Genomic DNA, 16822 nt, shown 5'->3' with positions numbered 1-16822 from the left:
GTTATTCATTTAATAACTTATTTATTCGCTTAATAAATGCAATCGGATTTTCTAGCGTGCCTCGTTCTGCCAATAACGCTTGTTCAAATAGTAATTCAATCCACTCATTGAACTCATCATCACTTGCAATATCCGCGACTTTTTTCACCATTGTGTGATCTGGGTTTAGCTCGAAAGTATATTTCACTTCTGGTGCTTGTTGCCCCATTGCAGCAAACAGTTTTGCCATTTGAGTGGTCATTTCATCGCTATCAGTTGAAACCACTGCAGGTGTATCCGTTAAACGATGAGTGAGCACCACATTTTTCACCCGTTCACCAAAGTAGCCTTTTGCTCGTTCTAAGAATGAGCCAAACTCTGCCTCTTGGGCTTTTTGGGTTTCATCTTCCGCTTTGTCAGCAAGGTCGCCTAAGTCTAAATCAGACTTGGTAATGCTTTGCAATGGTTTGCCATCAAACTCTGTCAAATGGCTAACTACCCACTCATCAATGCGTTCGGAAAGCAACAACACCTCAATACCTTTTTTATTAAACAACTCTAAGTGTGGGCTATTTTTAGCCGCTTGATAACTATCTGCTGTTAAGAAATAAATTGCTTTCTGCCCCGCTTTCATTCTTGCAATATAATCAGCAAAACTGACCGCTTGTTCGCTAGAATCTGAGTGCGTTGAAGCAAAACGGAGCAAGCCTGCCACCTGTTGCTTGTTGGCAAAATCTTCACCCACGCCCTCTTTCAGCACTAAGCCAAACGCTTTCCAGAATTGAGCATATTTTTCTGTATCGTCTTTCGCCAATTTTTCCAATAATTGCAATGCCCGTTTGGTTAGAGAAGAACGGAGCGATTGCGTAACACGGTTTTCTTGTAGAATTTCACGGCTGACATTTAACGGTAGGTCGTTAGTGTCTAACAGACCACGAATAAAACGCAGGTAATTAGGCATAAACACTTCTGCATCGTCCATAATAAAGACTCGTTGCACATAGAGTTTTAAGCCGTGTTTCTGCTCACGTTGGAATAAATCCCAGGGTGCTTTGCTTGGTATATAAAGCAAGCTGGTGTACTCTTGCTTTCCTTCAACCTTGTTATGCGACCAAAGCAATGGCTCAGCAAAATCATGGCTAATGTGCTTGTAGAACTCTTTATATTCCTCGTCTGAAATCTCGTTTTTCGAGCGAGTCCAAAGAGCTTGGGCTTTGTTAATTTTTTCCCATTTTTGACCGCTTGGTTTACCTTCCTCATCGTATTCGTTGGTTTGAATTTCCACCGCTAAGCCGATGTGATCGGAGTATTTACCGATAATCTCACGCAAACGCCATTCGTTTAAAAATGATTTTTCCTCTTCACGCAAATGTAGAATAATTTCGGTGCCACGATCGGTTTTCTCAAAATCAGCAATCGTATATTCGCCCTCTCCGGCTGATTCCCAAATCACCCCTTGCTCAGCAGGCACGCCTGCGGCACGAGTTTTTACCGTGACTTTATCCGCCACAATAAACGATGAGTAAAAGCCCACACCGAACTGCCCAATAAGCTGGCTGTCTTTCGCTTGATCTGCACCCAGAGCATTTAAAAACTCTTTGGTGCCTGATTTTGCAATCGTACCTAAATGCTCAATCACCTGCTCACGGGTCATTCCAATACCGTTATCCGCAATCGTAATAGTACCGAGAGTGTCATCAATCGACACCCGCACACGCAACTCGCCATCGCCCTCGTATAAAGAAGAATCAGAGAGTGCTTTAAAACGAAGCTTGTCTGCGGCATCTGAGGCGTTTGAAATCAGCTCTCGCAGGAAAATTTCTTTGTTAGAGTAAAGAGAATGAATCATCAACTGTAAAAGTTGCTTCACTTCCGACTGGAAGCCACGAGTTTCTTGATTTGCCATTGTGTATTCCTTTTATTTAACATTTAAAAAACAGAAACTAGATGGGGCAAGCGGTCAAATTTTCAAGATTTTTTGCAAAAAATGAGAGAAAAAAATACCGCTTGTATGCAAGAAAAATGATTAAAAAATAGAGAAAACCTGATTTAACCCTTATACTTGTTTCCAGTAATGATGATTTGAATAACACTATGAGCGAACAACTATTAGATGGCGTACCGTTAACTGCCCTTTCGGGCGTGGGGGCGGCAATTTCGGAAAAACTGAGCCGTATCGGCATTAATAATGTGCAGGATTTGCTATTTCATCTGCCAATCAGATACGAAGATCGTACTCGTATTACCCCAATTGCAGACATTCGCCCTGAAAGTTACTGCACCATTGAGGGGTATGTTCAGCTCACTGAAGTGCAGTTTGGTCGCCGTCCGATTTTATCCGTCACACTTTCTGACAGCACGAGCAAAATTATGCTCAAATTTTTCAATTTCAATGCAGGAATGAAAAACAGCTTTGCCACAGGTGTTAGAGTAAAAGCCTTTGGTGAAGTAAAACGTGGGCGATTTATGGCAGAAATTCATCACCCTGAATATCAAATTATCCGTAATAATCAACCGCTTGAGTTGGCAGAAACGCTGACGCCGATTTATTCCACCACCGAAGGTTTAAAGCAAGCCTCACTTCGTAAACTAACCGAGCAAGCTCTGGCGTTATTGGAAAAAGTGAACGTTGCCGAACTTCTGCCCGATGAATACAATCCACACCAATATAGTTTAAAAGAGGCGTTGCAGTTGTTGCACCGTCCGCCACCCACTATTTCCGCACAGGTATTAGAAAAAGGCGAACATCCAGCTCAAAAACGGTTAATTTTTGAAGAATTACTGGCTCATAATTTGGCAATGCAGCAACTTCGCTTGGGGGTAAAACAGCAATGTGCGGAAGCATTACGGTATAAAACCGACATTAAGCAACGCTTTTTGGCAAGTTTACCTTTTCAGCCGACCAATGCCCAAAGCCGAGTGACCGCAGATATTGAGCAAGATTTAGCTCATTCAAATCCGATGATGCGTTTAGTACAAGGTGATGTAGGTTCGGGTAAAACCCTTGTTGCGGCTCTTGCTGCCTTACTAGCAATTGATAACGGCAAACAAGTTGCACTGATGGCACCGACTGAAATTCTTGCCGAACAGCATGCTAGTAATTTTGCAAATTGGCTCCATCCGTTCGGTATTAAGGTAGGCTGGCTCGCTGGCAAAGTGAAAGGCAAGGCAAGAACAGCTCAATTAGAAGCGATTAAAAACGGTGATGTGCAGATGATTATCGGTACGCACGCCCTGTTCCAAGAAAATGTGGCGTTTCATCATTTAGCTTTAGTCATTATTGATGAACAACACCGTTTCGGCGTACATCAACGCTTAACTCTGCGTGAAAAGGGAGCGAAAGGGAATGTGTATCCGCACCAACTCATTATGACTGCAACCCCGATTCCACGCACACTGGCAATGACAGTATATGCTGATTTAGATACGTCTATTATTGATGAGCTACCACCAGGCAGAACGCTTATTACTACCGTAGTGATTTCAGAAGATCGGCGAGCGGAAATTGTGCAGCGAGTTTACCAAGCCTGTAAACAAGAAAATCGCCAAGCCTATTGGGTGTGCACACTGATTGATGAATCGGAAGTGCTAGAAGCCCAAGCCGCGGCCGCAATTGCGGAAGATTTGCAGCGAGCGTTGCCTGATTTACGCATTGGCTTAGTACATGGACGAATGAAACCGCAAGAAAAACAGGATATTATGGCGGAATTTAAATCCGCTAATTTAGATTTATTGGTTGCCACCACTGTGATTGAGGTAGGTGTTGATGTACCGAATGCGAGTTTGATGATCATCGAAAACTCTGAACGGTTAGGATTAGCTCAACTGCACCAATTACGAGGTCGAGTTGGGCGTGGTTCAACTGCCTCTCACTGTGTATTGATGTATAAACCACCTCTCGGCAAAATTTCTAGCAAACGGTTACAGGTTATGAGGGATAGCCAAGACGGTTTCTACATTGCCGAAAAAGATTTAGAAATTCGTGGCACTGGGGAAATATTAGGCACCAAGCAGACTGGAATGGCAGAATTTAAAGTGGCGAATTTGATGCGAGACCGTAAAATAATCCCGCTAGTTCAACACTACGCTAAGCAAATTATTAGCGAAAATCAACCGCTTGCACAAGCGTTGATTAAGAGATGGTTAGATAATAAGGCAGAATATACAAATGCTTAATTAAATGAATAAGGCTGAAAAATCTCAGCCTTATTTCTATTATAGATGTTTTACCGCATCAATCACCAAATCCCAAAAACGGTCTTTATCTAGTTTTTTCGCTACCCAAGTATTACATTTTTTGGGTGGATAGCGAAAATCAGCGACAGTCATCCCTAACGTATGCGTACCTGTTAACTCAATACTGACTGGCACTTGTTGCACTTCAATTAGACTTGGATCTATGACATAAGCCACTGCACAAGCATCGTGAACTGGTGGAGCATCAAAATCTTGGGCTTGTTTGTACATTTTGGAGAAGAACGCTAATAAATCAACCACAAATTGCCCTGGCTTGCTATTTAATGCTTTAAAACGTTCTACCACATCTGGCGTTGCTAGAGCTTGATGAGTTAAATCTAAGCCTATCATCGTCACTTTCCAGCCCGCATTAAATACGATATGAGCAGCTTCTGGATCAATTTTTATATTAAATTCCGCTACGGCACTCCAGTTACCCGTGTGATAGCCCCCACCCATTAACACCACTTCTTTTACTCGTTCAATAATACGAGGCTCTAAGCGAGCAGCTAAGGCGATATTGGTTAACCCACCCGTTGGGACGAGTGTAATACTTTTTTCAGGATAGGACATTACTAAATCAATAATTAATTGTGCTGCGTGCTTTTCCTCAAATTGCATTGTAGATTCCGGCAAAACAGGGCCATCCATACCAGAATCACCATGAATATCTGGGGCATTTTCTACTTCTCTCACTAATGGACGAGGACAGCCTTTCGCAAAAGGAATAGTGCGGATATTGGCAATTTCTGCTACTGCTAACGCATTGCGAGAAACCTTCTCTAAGGTTTGATTCCCAACCACTGTGGTAACTGCTAATAAATCAATATTCGGATTTCCCCACGCCAACATCATTGCAATCGCATCATCGTGCCCAGGATCGCAGTCTAAAATAATTTTTTGTGCCATATCATTCATCTCCTTCAAAAAAGGAGAGCAATGCTCTCCTTATATTTATAGATTATTAACAATCTTGTTTACCGTACTGATCTTGGCGAAGCAATGTGCGGACACTTTCGTCAAATTGGCTCAATACCTCTTCTGCATTTTTTGCATCCGTACCCCGAGCATCTAGGTAGAACTTAATTTTCGGTTCTGTGCCTGAAGGGCGAGCAATTAATCGGCTACCATTTTCTAAAACAAAAACCAAAATATCATTTTGACGTGTCGTTTTAGTATGATCGATAAATTCAGCCACTTTAAATCCACCAATGTCTGCAGGTGGATGATTACGTAATGCTGTCATTAATTTACCAATTTCCGATAAATCGCTTACTCTGATTGAAATTTGACCGCTTACATAAGCCCCAAATTCTTTCACAAATTCAGCCGTGTAATCCGCAATAGTTTTACCTTCTTTTTTTAAGCTGCAGACTAAATCTAAGAACATAATTGCCGCTGAAATACCATCTTTATCACGCACTTTATCTGGGTCAACCAAATAGCCAAGGGCTTCTTCAAAACCAAATAATAGGTTATCCACTTTACCGATATATTTAAAGCCTGTTAGAGTTTCTTCTGAGTCTAATCCATATTTTTTCGCAATTTCCGCTAAAGCAGGTGAAGAAACTAATGAACAAGCCAGCACGCCTTTTTTACCTTGTGCGTGATACTGCTTCGCTAAATACCAACCTAAGAAACAACCAATCACATTACCGTGAAGAGACTTCCAGTTACCTTCTCTATCTGGTATTGCAACCGCTAAACGGTCCGCATCGGGGTCATTTGCAATAATGAATTCAGCATTTTTCTCTTTAGCAAGCTCAATAGCTAAATCTAACGCACCTTTTTCTTCTGGATTAGGGAAGTTTACCGTTGGGAATGAGCCATCAGGCTGAATTTGTGCATCGACTAAATGGGGTTGCGGCAATCCTGCTTTGGCTAAGGTTTTGCTTAATATCTCATAACCCACACCGTGCATTGCGGTGTAAACGTAGTTGATCTCCGCTTTTGGCTGTGTTGCAAGCGAGGCGGTTTTTTCAATATATTTATTTACCACTTCATCATCTAACACGGTGAAATCTTGGCTACGCGGTAAATCAGCAATACTGCCACTTGCCACTTTATCAATTAATGCTGCAATCTCTTTATCAGCAGGGGAAACAATTTGTCCGCCACCATTTGCTTTACCTAAGTAAACCTTGTAGCCGTTATCTTCAGGTGGATTGTGGCTTGCGGTTACCATTACACCAGCTGTCGTGTCAAAATATTGAATAGCAAAGGCAAGCACAGGTGTAGGTAATTTGCGAGGAAGTAAATAGGTTTTAATGCCTGCTGCAGCCATAATTTCTGCGGTGTCACGAGCAAATACATCAGAATTTTTTCGCCCATCATAACCAATCACAATAGAAGGAGCCTTATCATACTCTTTAATAAAAGCTGCTAATCCGCCAGCGGCTTGAGCAACTAACACACGGTTCATACCTTGAGAGCCTGCTTGTAATTTACCACGCAAACCTGCGGTTCCAAATTGTAGGCGACCACAAAAGCGAGCTTCCAATTCTTCTTTCGCTTTTTCATCTGATTGTGCGGCTTGAATTAACTGTTCTAATTCCGCACGGGTTTCTAAATCAGGATCTTGCTCCAACCAATTTTGAGCAATTTGGAAAATAGTCATTTTTTACTCCTTTTAAATTTAAAATAATATTTAGACTAACTCAAAGAGCCTTTGTTTTAAAGGATTTATTTGTTTTTTTGTGATCGAGTTATCAAATAAAAATCAGGCAAACGTTTACTTATTTTTTATATAGTGACAAAAGAACAAGCGGTTATATTTCATCAGTTTTTTGCAAAAAACTCTCAAAATATAACCGCTTGTTGCTAACATTTAGTGCTACATTTAGAAACCAGCATCTTTTTCTAATTGTTCAACCAATCCATCTGGTAAACCTAAAGCTTTTGCTAAGTTTGCTAAAAAGATAATTTCTTTACGCACTAAGTTTGTACATACTGCTCTAGCGGCAAGATAAACTTGGGTAGCTAAAGCTTGATCATTTCCAACTTGACGAGCAATGTCTTCTACACTTGCTGGATTATTCATTTCTTGGTTCATCCAGTCCAATATTTCGGTATCTTGTGATACTTGAGCAACTATTGCCGCTTTTTCATCTTCAGTAATTGCACCATCTGCAGCTGCGGCTGCAATCATTGCTTGTAAAATAACTTTACTCGCTGCGTGAGAATCTATTTCTGCAAATTCATTTTGACTTAATGTAGAAGCGGTCCCATTTTGTTCTTGGTATTTTTTATAAGCTTGATAAGCAAGGCTACCTAATGCACTCAAAGAGCCTAATTTAGCTAAACCTGAACCACCTTTACGCCCAAACAACATTGAAATAAGGCCAAGAGCCGCTGCTGCTCCACCTACTTTAGCAATCTGATCATTTTTAGTGTTACCTTTAATTAATCCATTCGTTGTTGCATCTTTTGCCATCTCTAATACTTGGCTTAAAATTTTACTGAAATCCATTTTTTGTTCCTCATTAGTAAGTAAATCGCATTTATTTAGTCTTTTCGGTTTAAAAAGAGTTCCATTAACTAGAGATAATAACCACAACAATGTTTAAATTTTTTGCCTGAACCGCATATACAAGATTGCTTTTGGTTAGGCAAAGAAACGGTAGGATCAACAAAAAACCATCGATATTCTATTTTTACAAACAGTGATATTTCGTGATGAACTTGCCTACCATCTTCTGTTTCAAAGAAGGCTTTAAATTCAACCTGACTATGTATTTTAGAGAGATTAGGCAAATGTTTCACAATATCTAACCCAGCCCATTTTGTGCTTTCTCCCCATTCTTTCATTGCCAGTTGATCAAGAAATTTTTGCTGATTTGGTACTGTTGTTTCTACAATATACGTAATATTGACCAACTGATAAGCAGAATAACGAGAACGCATTAGTTGCTCTGCCGTTTCTGGGATTTTGTCTCTTAAATGAAAAGGCTCACAACATTGCGTATAATCTTTGCCCGATTGGCAATAACAAGCGGTCATTTTTTCTCACTTTTTTGCATATTCATTGATGATGCTAAATTTTACTTGATAAATAATAAAAAAGAAATTGAACTCAAAAGCGTGACATACCCTCTGTGGATAACTTATGAAAAAAGACTGAATTATTTGAGAGTTTTACGTTATAAAGCACATTCATTTTATCTCTTGTGGATAACATTGGGTTTTATCCACAAGTTAATTTTTCTATTTATGCGATCTATCCACGCCTAATTTTTCATCTAACTCATTGTTTCTAATAAAAAAGATCGGTTATTCACCTAAATAGCTCGATCTAATAAGAGTAACAATAAAGATCTTTATATAGATCTATATTATATTTAGCTTGGCTATAAATGATCCTTTTCATCAAAATCCATTTCCCTGACGATCCCTTTTTACGCTAGAATATGCGTTTATTTTAGAACAGTATTTTTAGATAAAAAGGCAATATATGATTTATAACCAAATTTACGATGTTATTGTCGTAGGTGGTGGACATGCTGGTACAGAAGCCGCTCTAGCTCCTGCCCGTATGGGGTTAAAAACGTTACTTTTGACCCACAATGTAGATACTTTAGGTCAAATGTCTTGTAATCCTGCGATAGGTGGGATCGGTAAAGGCCATTTAGTCAAAGAGATCGATGCTATGGGCGGTTTAATGGCAATGGCTACCGATATGGCAGGGATCCAATTTCGCACGTTAAACAGCTCAAAAGGCCCTGCTGTACGGGCTACTCGTGCCCAAGCTGACCGTGTGCTTTACCGTAATGCGGTGCGTACAGCATTAGAAAACCAACCTAATTTAGATATTTTTCAGCAAGAAGTTGTTGATATTTTAATAGAAAATAACCGTGCGGTTGGTGCAGTCACTAAAATGGGGTTGGTCTTTAAAGCTCGTTCAGTGGTTTTAACCGCAGGAACTTTCTTAGCGGGTAAGATCCATATTGGGTTAGATAACTATGCAGGTGGGCGTGCCGGCGATCCAGCAGCAACTATGCTGGCAGATCGCTTGCGTGATCTGAATTTGCGTGTAGATCGCTTAAAAACAGGTACGCCACCACGTTTAGATGCACGTACTATTAATTTTGAGGTATTGGCAAAGCAGCACGGTGATGAAATATTGCCTGTAATGTCTTTTATGGGATCGGTTGAGCAACATCCTCGCCAGATCCCTTGCTACATTACGCATACGAATGAACAAACCCACGAGGTGATCCGTTCAAATCTCGATCGCAGTCCTATGTACACCGGTATTATTGAAGGCATTGGCCCACGTTACTGCCCATCTATTGAAGATAAAGTGATGCGTTTTGCGGATCGCAATTCCCACCAGATCTACCTAGAACCTGAAGGTTTAAACACGATTGAAGTCTATCCAAACGGGATCTCCACCAGCTTGCCGTTTGACGTGCAAATGGGGATCGTAAATTCGATGAAAGGCTTGGAAAACACCCGAATTATCAAACCAGGCTATGCGATTGAATACGACTATTTCGACCCACGAGACTTAAAACCAACTTTAGAGACCAAAGCCATTGACGGCTTATTCTTCGCAGGGCAAATCAACGGCACTACAGGTTATGAAGAGGCGGCAGCACAAGGTTTATTAGCTGGCATTAATGCGGCATTACAAGTTCAAGGCAAGGAATCTTGGTTCCCTACCCGTGATTTAGCTTATACAGGCGTATTGGTGGACGATCTCTGCACGCTAGGCACAAAAGAGCCATACCGTGTATTCACTTCTCGTGCGGAATACCGTCTATTATTGCGTGAAGATAATGCGGATATTCGCTTAACGCCGATTGCTCACGAATTAGGCTTAATTGACGAAGCCCGCTGGGTGCGTTTCAACCAAAAAATGGAAGCGATTGAGCAAGAACGTAGCCGTTTAAAACAGATTTGGGCTCATTTACAAATGCCAAATCTAAGTGAACTTAATGCGTTATTAAGCACGCCACTTACCCGAGAAGCCAGCGGAGAAGACTTAATTCGCCGCCCTGAAATGAGCTACGAAAAATTGACACAAATTGCCCCGTTTGCTCCAGCAATTGAAGACAAACAAGCTGCGGAACAGGTGGAAATTGCAATTAAATATCAAGGCTACATCGAACATCAATACAACGAAATTGAACGCCATAAACGCCACGAAAATACCCAAATTCCGCCAGAGTTTGATTACGACAAAGTGGACAGTTTATCTAACGAGGTGCGTGCTAAATTGATGCAACATAAGCCTGTTTCCATCGGACAAGCCAGCCGCATTTCAGGCATTACGCCTGCGGCAATCTCCATTCTTCTGGTGAATTTGAAAAAACAAGGAATGTTGAAACGAGGTGAGTTGTAATGATACAAGCGGTTGATTTTTTAGTTGTATTTGCAAAAAGAGATGGAAAATTCACCCTTTTGGTGAAGGGAATACTCGTACAACAGCCGTATTTTTGGTGAAATATTTGAAAATGCTTGGCTTTAAAAAAATTAACAGTCAGATGTTTGCCGAACATTCACTCTATTTCATAAATGCGTTAGTTCGGGCGAATTATGAAAATCTCCGTGAAGGCGTATTTGCCACCGATGAGTATTTGGTGCAGTTTCTAGAAAATTTACTGCTTAGCGAAACGCATTTACTGCGAAATCGGGATTTGCGGATTAGAGAGTAGATAAGCGAAACAACACAAGCGGTAGAATTTGCAGAAAAATTTGCAAAATCTACCGCTTGTTAAATTAAGTAGGGCTATTTTATGCTTTGTTCATTTAATCTCGCATAATTGGCACAGCCTTTCTGATGCCCTTTATCGCAAGCTAAACCATAATAGTGCTTTGCCATATTGAGATTTTGTTGAACACCTTCACCAAATTCATAAGCCACGCCTAAAATTAACTGACTTGGAGCATAGCCTGATTCGGCAAGTTCGCTAACACAATCGAAATGATTAATATAGTCTTGCTTTACCTTATATTTATCACAAGCTGAACTGTGAGCGAATGTTGAAACTGCGAATAAGAGTGAATATAAAATTAATTTCATTGGTTATTTTCCGTATAAATTAATAGCCTTGCTCTAACAACTGGCGGTACTGCTCGCAACCTGTCTGACTTCCGTTATCGCACGCTTTACCGAACAATTCTTTCGCTGTTGCTTTATTTTGACGAACACCCCAACCGTGCTGATACATCTCCCCCAATTTATATTGGGCTTCAAACAATTAGTCACGTTGGATTTTCCTTACAACTTACCAAATAGTGATTCAGGTGTTTAATAACGAATTTTCTCATTCACTTCACGGAAAAGATCGCAAGACGATTGATCGTTTAAATCACATGCTCTGCCAAAGTAGGATTTGGCTTTTTCTAAATCCTGACGTAAACCTAAGCCGTTATAATAGATAACTCCGAGTTGGAATAATGCGATAATATCGTTAGCATGGAATGACTCTATCTTGTCATAGATTTCTTTGGCTTTTCCATACTTTTTTTCATCTTGATAATCACTTGCTATATGGTAAAGACAGCTATTAGGTCGCTGGTATCCGTGAAAAGTAGGAAGTGAAACTATATCCTCTAAATTATTTACACGGCAAGCAATTAGATATTTTTGTAACCACTGTTTACTTTTATCCTTATCTTTATCGATATGTTTACTACGAGCATATTTTCCCCAATAGATATCTGCTTCTATCTTTTGATAAAGAGTTCTTCCTATGGTGTCGGATAGGTTATCAATTGTAATCTTATTATTATTTAATTTTGATTTATTATATATTTCTAACGCTTTATCATTGTTGTGATCATTATATAGATAATAAGCTAATAATATTTGTGCAGGGTAATATGATTGATCACTCAACTCCTGCAACATATTCCAATATTTTTGTTTGTTGTAATCTTTATATCTATATATAACTAAGTCAATTAAATATATTTTAGCTGCTTGCTGTATATCTAATGTTTTAGCATTTGCAATAAGATCTTCTAAGATGAGTTCTTCATTGATATAAAATAAATCATCAAATTTATTTCTGAAAGGATGTAATTTTGAAACCAGTTCATATAATAAACAACGTTGTTCTTCAAGCCGAGTTTCTTTTTGCTCACATTCGTGCTTTTTATCACGTATAGCACTTTCTGCATATGCTTGGTATTCATTTTTAAAATTGTAGTAGTAGTTATTTTCGTTTCTTCCATTATAGCCATGATAATAGAATAGCATACTATCCTTGAAAGTCAGTTTAAGTGCTTTCTGCATTTTAGTACTATTATTTTTAAAAAATTTCATTGCATAATGGATATAAGCATAGTTTATCCCATCACAAACATGGCTATTTCCGTAATTTTTTCCCCAATAATCATAATCCCATACGCAATCTAATTTGGGTCTTAGATAACCTTCTCGTATCTTATGATTCACAACTTCTTCCATTTCTATCTCAGAATATCTCATCGCAATCCCTACAGATTTGCCATTTTCTAGATAGTTTCCAAAGTCTTCAACATACTGTTCATGTAGCCAGCGTTTGGCGCTTGAACTAAATAGTGATTGAATTTCAAGTTGCTGGCGATCACTTAATTGATTATAGACAATAGTACTTGCTATCAATGCAGTAACAAGCCCTACCAATCCAAGTTTATGTGATTTTTTTAGTTTGAGTTTCATTTTATATCCTTAGTGAGAGTCGAAAAAATTTGATTTCATATATTAGCAATAGTAATTGCACGGCACAGTCAAATTTTTAGCTATTGATTTCAGCAAAGACAGATTGAACAATGCCAAACGAGAATAGGAATATAAGTAGGGATTTTTTGAAGTTCATTTGGGGTTCCTTGTTTGCTGAAAATAATGTTGAAAAAAAGTTTTAATTGGATTAAGTGCTTCTATAAGTTGATTATTACAATCTAAAATCTGTTTAGCTATTTTTCGTAAATCTTCAATATTATTTGGGTGGATTTTGTACAAATCTAAAAAATTTTTTAGATTTAATTCAAGTAGAAAAAGCGGAGCAGTTACGTTATTGAAATCATTACTTTGCATTAAAAATGAGAGTTGATTTTTTTGTTTTTCTATTGTTTCTTTTAAGTTAGATAATTTACTTAAAGTGTTTTCCATTGTGGAGGTAATATTTTGAATCGTACTATGTGGTTCATATCGTTTGTTAACTAGATTACGAATTTCACGGCAGCGATCATTAAGATTATATGAGAATGTTTGTAATTGACTTACTAAACTGGAATAAATTTCTTGCGCTAATGGCAGATTGTTGGAAAAAAACTGCTTTTTGGCATAATAAGCACTTTTCTTAGTATATATGGTAGCAAGCGATGTACCCATTACAATTAAAATAGTGCAAATTGCGATTATCCAGTCAGTGATTTTATATTCATCTTTCAGCAAAAGATGCCAATCGGTAACACCAATACCAAAAAGTGTACCGATTATCCAACCTAAGATAAATATAATAGTGTGTATGCTATTCATAAATAGTGTTTTGACATTTTGTATTAATGAATACCTTGTTTATCAAGAATAGAATAATTTTTACAACCACTAGCGCTACCATTATCACAAGATTGTCCAAATAGCTGCTTAGCCTTGGAAACATCTCTTCGCACACCTTTTCCTTCGTAATACATCACACCGAGATTGAATTGGGCATCTGCGTATCCCTGTTCAGCGGCTTTTTCGAACCAATAGGCGGCTTGTTTATCGCTTTGGGTCACACCTCGCCCTGTGTTATACATCACACCGAGATTGAATTGGGCAATTGTGTATCCTTGTTCAGCGGCTTTTTTGTACCAATAGACGGCTTGTTTATCGCTTTGGGTCACACCTCGCCCTGTGTTATACATCACACCGAGATTGGATTGGGCATCTGCGTATCCCTGTTCAGCGGCTTTTTCGAACCAATAGACGGCTTGTTTATCGCTTTGGGTCACACCTCGCCCTTTGTCATACATCACACCGAGATTGGATTGGGCATCTGCGTATCCCTGTTCAGCGGCTTTTTTGTACCAATAGACGGCTTGTTTATCGCTTTGGGTAACGCCTTCTCCGTTTGCATACATCAAAGCGAGATTGAATTGGGAACTTGCGTCTCCTTGTTCTGCAAGTTGTTTAAATAGTGGGAAAGCAGCGGAATAGTTTTGTTGTTCGTAGGCTTGAATAGCTCGATCAAATTTTTCGCTATCGGTTTCGGCGAATGCAGTATTAGCGATACCAACAGAGAGTAGAGCGATAAGTAGTGATTTTTTGATGATCATTTTAGAGTTCCTTATAAAATAGTAATGTTATTCGGGAAAACGATTATGTATATATACATCGTTTATTTTTTGCCAAAGTTTAAGTAGGTAAGGGAAATCAAGTTTATTGTTGTAAGTACCTATTTTGATATTTCCTATTTTTGAAATGGTTTTATTTAAGTATTGGTTTTCTAAATTGGATAATTTGGGAAGCTCATGAGCTTTTTTGGGGATAGGGTATTTCCCAGCCCAAATCACATATTCAGTTAAAATTTTCAAAATGCCTAAATCGTCATTATTTGATAATGGAATATTGATTGATTTAATAAGCTCGTCTAGTTTATGAGTATGAGATAGCTCCATATTTTTTTGGATAGCTATCGATTTCAATAATAATTCGAACGATAGCCCGATAAGCAGTTTATAGCTATTCCAACAGAATGGTTTTTTATCTAGATTGTTGTATAGGACTTCTGCTGATGTTAATAAATTTGCAGCTTCGGAATGCCAATAATCAGAAGTCTGTTTTAGTCTTGAATGAGTTTTTTGATGGAGATGATGCATTTTAGTCAGTTTTATATGTATTTATCCAGTATTTCGCTACCCTCTATCAAGAGGGTAGGACAGATAGTATACTATCTGTCCTATAAAGGACTGCTAAACCCTCTTGCTCGATATTAATTGAAATATTGATGTTTATTTAACCACTTTTCTCACCAAGACAAGCGGTCGATTTTTGGTTAAAATCTGCAAAATAAAAGAAAGGATTTGTAAAATGTTAGAAAAATTAGACCGCTTGTTAGCCCAAGCTGAAATAAATTTGACCGATCAGCAAAAAGAACAGTTGGTTGGGTTTGTCCGTTTATTAGATAAATGGAATAAAGCCTATAACCTCACCTCTGTTCGCAACCCTGATGAAATGTTAGTGAAACATATAATGGATAGCCTTGTGGTTAGCCGCCATTTGCAGGGTGAAAATTTTATTGATGTAGGAACTGGGCCTGGATTACCTGGTATTCCGCTTGCAATAGCCAACCCCGATAAACAATTTGTGTTGCTTGATAGCTTAGGAAAACGTATCACCTTTATCAAAAATGCACTGCGTGAATTAGGGATTAGAAATGTCACGCCAGTACTTAGCCGAGTAGAAGAATACACATCGAACCAGTTTGATGGTGTGTTAAGCCGTGCTTTCGCCTCTCTTAATGATATGATCGATTGGTGCTATCATCTGCCAAATGAACACGGCAAATTTTACGCTCTTAAAGGCGTTTATGATGAGCAAGAAATGGCGGGAATTAATCAGCCAATAGACTTAGTTAATGTGATTAAATTAAATGTTCCCGAATTAGTTGGTGAGCGGCATTTGATTGTGTTGAAAAAAGCATAATACAAGCGGTGTTTTTTCTCTAGCTTTTTGCAAAAAAGTGAGCAAAAAACACCGCTTGTATTTTTATATTAAGTAAATTTAGAAAGCAATTGCTTACTACATTTACTCAGTTATTTGCTGATAAGTTTTTAAGGTTTCCATATTAAACAAATAAGGTTTTAATACGAGGAGAATATCGAAAAGGTGCTTTAATTTATCCTCTTTCAGCTCGCTATTTGCCAAGCTTTCAGAAGTAATATTGACTTCAAATTGAGCTAGTTTCTTTGCCACTTCCATATACGTTTGGAGTAAATTTAATTCTGTTTCATTACAGCGATTGATGATGGCTAAAATGTCCCTTTCCTTGCTGGTAAACAGACCATTTTGTGGGTTTAGTAAACCTTTTTCTACATATTCGTTGAGGGTCTGCTCACTTATTTTGAATTCATCACAGAGTGTTTTTGTTGAAAAAGTTTCATTTTCAGCACCCATAACCAGAGATAGAGAGTGGGCTAAACTTTCATAAGGGTTGTTTATATCAAAATGAGATTGCTCAAATAATAACTTAATTTGTGCTATTGTGGCATTAAAGTTAGTTTGTAGGTATTTAATAAATTCTAATAGTTTTATATTATTTTTATCATAAAGGTGGAAATTTGGCTTATCTTTATAAGGTTCAGGTAAAATACCTTCTTTTATGTAGTATAAAATGGTCGATTTTGGGGTGTTAGTGAGTTTCACTAAGTCATTCATTTTAATCATCATCTTTCCTTTTTTATTGATAGTCGTATTCTGGTTTGGTTTTTTATTAAGTATAAAGTAAAACTTTTTAGTTTTAAATGTAAAAATAAAATAGATTGTTCGTTTTTTAAATAAATTTTTAAATTTTTTGCTAAAAATAAGCATTTTTTCTCAAAAATGTGAAGAATGCCGATTTTTGAATAGTTTTAGGTTGCAACTCTTGATTTGTAAAGTATAATTTCTGGCGAATTTCCGTTGATTAAACAG

The 16822-nt window shown here is 38.3% G+C and carries 16 protein-coding genes; 4 read left to right on the top strand and 12 right to left on the bottom strand.

All coding sequences use genetic code 11. The features are described from left to right. Position 1 precedes the first annotated feature (1 nt). The gene (gene htpG, locus HV560_RS02415) at positions 2–1885 is read right to left on the bottom strand and encodes a molecular chaperone HtpG (RefSeq protein WP_176812074.1); all 1884 of its coding nucleotides are present in this window, start codon (positions 1883–1885) and stop codon (positions 2–4) included. Positions 1886–2073: 188 nt separating this feature from the next. Here htpG and recG point away from each other — a divergent pair, with 188 nt between their 5' ends. Further along, positions 2074–4155, top strand: coding sequence for an ATP-dependent DNA helicase RecG (gene recG, locus HV560_RS02410; protein WP_176812073.1), 2082 nt, complete (start codon positions 2074–2076; stop codon positions 4153–4155). Positions 4156–4194: 39 nt separating this feature from the next. Here the strand turns inward: recG and uriH are convergent, their stop codons facing one another. From uriH to HV560_RS02390, 4 genes are all read right to left on the bottom strand, one after another. Further along, positions 4195–5124 carry a uridine-preferring nucleoside hydrolase UriH gene (uriH, locus tag HV560_RS02405; RefSeq protein WP_176812072.1) on the bottom strand — a complete coding sequence of 310 codons (930 nt, stop codon included), beginning with the start codon at positions 5122–5124 and terminating at the stop codon, positions 4195–4197. A 55-nt stretch (positions 5125–5179) separates the two neighbouring features. Then, positions 5180–6832, bottom strand: a complete 1653-nt coding sequence (locus HV560_RS02400; RefSeq protein ID WP_176812071.1) for a phospho-sugar mutase — start codon at positions 6830–6832, stop codon at positions 5180–5182. A 222-nt stretch (positions 6833–7054) separates the two neighbouring features. Beyond that, positions 7055–7684, bottom strand: coding sequence for a tellurite resistance TerB family protein (locus HV560_RS02395; RefSeq protein ID WP_176809427.1), 630 nt, complete (start codon positions 7682–7684; stop codon positions 7055–7057). 68 nt (positions 7685–7752) lie between these two features. Continuing rightward, a complete protein-coding gene (locus tag HV560_RS02390; RefSeq protein ID WP_176812070.1) occupies positions 7753–8214 on the bottom strand; it encodes a YchJ family protein in 462 nt (153 codons plus the stop codon). Between the two features lie 451 nt (positions 8215–8665). Here HV560_RS02390 and mnmG point away from each other — a divergent pair, with 451 nt between their 5' ends. Then, positions 8666–10558, top strand: a complete 1893-nt coding sequence (mnmG, locus tag HV560_RS02385) for a tRNA uridine-5-carboxymethylaminomethyl(34) synthesis enzyme MnmG (protein ID WP_176809429.1) — start codon at positions 8666–8668, stop codon at positions 10556–10558. 112 nt (positions 10559–10670) lie between these two features. Beyond that, on the top strand, positions 10671–10871 hold the full coding sequence (locus tag HV560_RS02380) for a hypothetical protein (protein WP_176812069.1): 201 nt from the start codon (positions 10671–10673) through the stop codon (positions 10869–10871). A 74-nt stretch (positions 10872–10945) separates the two neighbouring features. On the opposite strand, the gene HV560_RS02375 is transcribed toward HV560_RS02380, so the two are convergent. The 6 genes from HV560_RS02375 to HV560_RS02350 form a co-directional block, all read right to left on the bottom strand. Continuing rightward, complete coding sequence (locus HV560_RS02375; RefSeq protein ID WP_176812068.1) at positions 10946–11239, bottom strand: tetratricopeptide repeat protein; 294 nt, start codon at positions 11237–11239, stop codon at positions 10946–10948. 19 nt (positions 11240–11258) lie between these two features. Beyond that, positions 11259–11417 (bottom strand): SEL1-like repeat protein, encoded by a 159-nt coding sequence (locus tag HV560_RS02370; protein ID WP_238348725.1) that lies wholly within the window; start codon positions 11415–11417, stop codon positions 11259–11261. Positions 11418–11467: 50 nt separating this feature from the next. After that, the gene (locus HV560_RS10320) at positions 11468–12865 is read right to left on the bottom strand and encodes an SEL1-like repeat protein (RefSeq protein WP_176812067.1); all 1398 of its coding nucleotides are present in this window, start codon (positions 12863–12865) and stop codon (positions 11468–11470) included. 153 nt (positions 12866–13018) lie between these two features. Then, entirely contained in the window at positions 13019–13684 is a 666-nt protein-coding gene (locus tag HV560_RS02360) for a hypothetical protein (protein WP_176812066.1), read from the bottom strand. Between the two features lie 23 nt (positions 13685–13707). Further along, a complete protein-coding gene (locus tag HV560_RS02355) occupies positions 13708–14466 on the bottom strand; it encodes a tetratricopeptide repeat protein (RefSeq protein WP_176812065.1) in 759 nt (252 codons plus the stop codon). A 27-nt stretch (positions 14467–14493) separates the two neighbouring features. Then, positions 14494–15009 carry a hypothetical protein gene (locus HV560_RS02350; RefSeq protein WP_176812064.1) on the bottom strand — a complete coding sequence of 172 codons (516 nt, stop codon included), beginning with the start codon at positions 15007–15009 and terminating at the stop codon, positions 14494–14496. 211 nt (positions 15010–15220) lie between these two features. Here HV560_RS02350 and rsmG point away from each other — a divergent pair, with 211 nt between their 5' ends. Then, on the top strand, positions 15221–15835 hold the full coding sequence (gene rsmG, locus HV560_RS02345; protein WP_159628811.1) for a 16S rRNA (guanine(527)-N(7))-methyltransferase RsmG: 615 nt from the start codon (positions 15221–15223) through the stop codon (positions 15833–15835). A 102-nt stretch (positions 15836–15937) separates the two neighbouring features. Here rsmG and HV560_RS02340 read toward each other — a convergent pair whose 3' ends face one another. Beyond that, a complete protein-coding gene (locus tag HV560_RS02340; protein WP_176808982.1) occupies positions 15938–16576 on the bottom strand; it encodes a MerR family transcriptional regulator in 639 nt (212 codons plus the stop codon). Between the last annotated feature and the right edge of the window lie 246 nt (positions 16577–16822).

It is taken from the genome of Mannheimia pernigra (assembly GCF_013377995.1).
GTDB lineage: Bacteria > Pseudomonadota > Gammaproteobacteria > Enterobacterales > Pasteurellaceae > Mannheimia > Mannheimia pernigra.
The sequence above is the reverse complement of the archived record's forward strand: the minus strand, read 5'-3'. Positions and strand labels throughout refer to the sequence as shown.

Bases quoted from the DNA above. Each gene is read 5' to 3' on its own strand.
- HV560_RS02340 (WP_176808982.1), bottom strand. From the start codon at position 16,576: ATGATTAAAATGAATGACTTAGTGAAACTCACTAACACCCCAAAATCG.
- HV560_RS02360 (WP_176812066.1), bottom strand. From the start codon at position 13,684: ATGAATAGCATACACACTATTATATTTATCTTAGGTTGGATAATCGGT.
- rsmG (WP_159628811.1), top strand. From the start codon at position 15,221: ATGTTAGAAAAATTAGACCGCTTGTTAGCCCAAGCTGAAATAAATTTG.
- HV560_RS02355 (WP_176812065.1), bottom strand. From the start codon at position 14,466: ATGATCATCAAAAAATCACTACTTATCGCTCTACTCTCTGTTGGTATC.
- mnmG (WP_176809429.1), top strand. From the start codon at position 8,666: ATGATTTATAACCAAATTTACGATGTTATTGTCGTAGGTGGTGGACAT.
- HV560_RS02380 (WP_176812069.1), top strand. From the start codon at position 10,671: ATGCTTGGCTTTAAAAAAATTAACAGTCAGATGTTTGCCGAACATTCA.
- htpG (WP_176812074.1), bottom strand. From the start codon at position 1,885: ATGGCAAATCAAGAAACTCGTGGCTTCCAGTCGGAAGTGAAGCAACTT.
- HV560_RS02395 (WP_176809427.1), bottom strand. From the start codon at position 7,684: ATGGATTTCAGTAAAATTTTAAGCCAAGTATTAGAGATGGCAAAAGAT.
- HV560_RS10320 (WP_176812067.1), bottom strand. From the start codon at position 12,865: ATGAAACTCAAACTAAAAAAATCACATAAACTTGGATTGGTAGGGCTT.
- uriH (WP_176812072.1), bottom strand. From the start codon at position 5,124: ATGGCACAAAAAATTATTTTAGACTGCGATCCTGGGCACGATGATGCG.
- HV560_RS02400 (WP_176812071.1), bottom strand. From the start codon at position 6,832: ATGACTATTTTCCAAATTGCTCAAAATTGGTTGGAGCAAGATCCTGAT.
- recG (WP_176812073.1), top strand. From the start codon at position 2,074: ATGAGCGAACAACTATTAGATGGCGTACCGTTAACTGCCCTTTCGGGC.
- HV560_RS02375 (WP_176812068.1), bottom strand. From the start codon at position 11,239: ATGAAATTAATTTTATATTCACTCTTATTCGCAGTTTCAACATTCGCT.
- HV560_RS02390 (WP_176812070.1), bottom strand. From the start codon at position 8,214: ATGACCGCTTGTTATTGCCAATCGGGCAAAGATTATACGCAATGTTGT.
- HV560_RS02350 (WP_176812064.1), bottom strand. From the start codon at position 15,009: ATGCATCATCTCCATCAAAAAACTCATTCAAGACTAAAACAGACTTCT.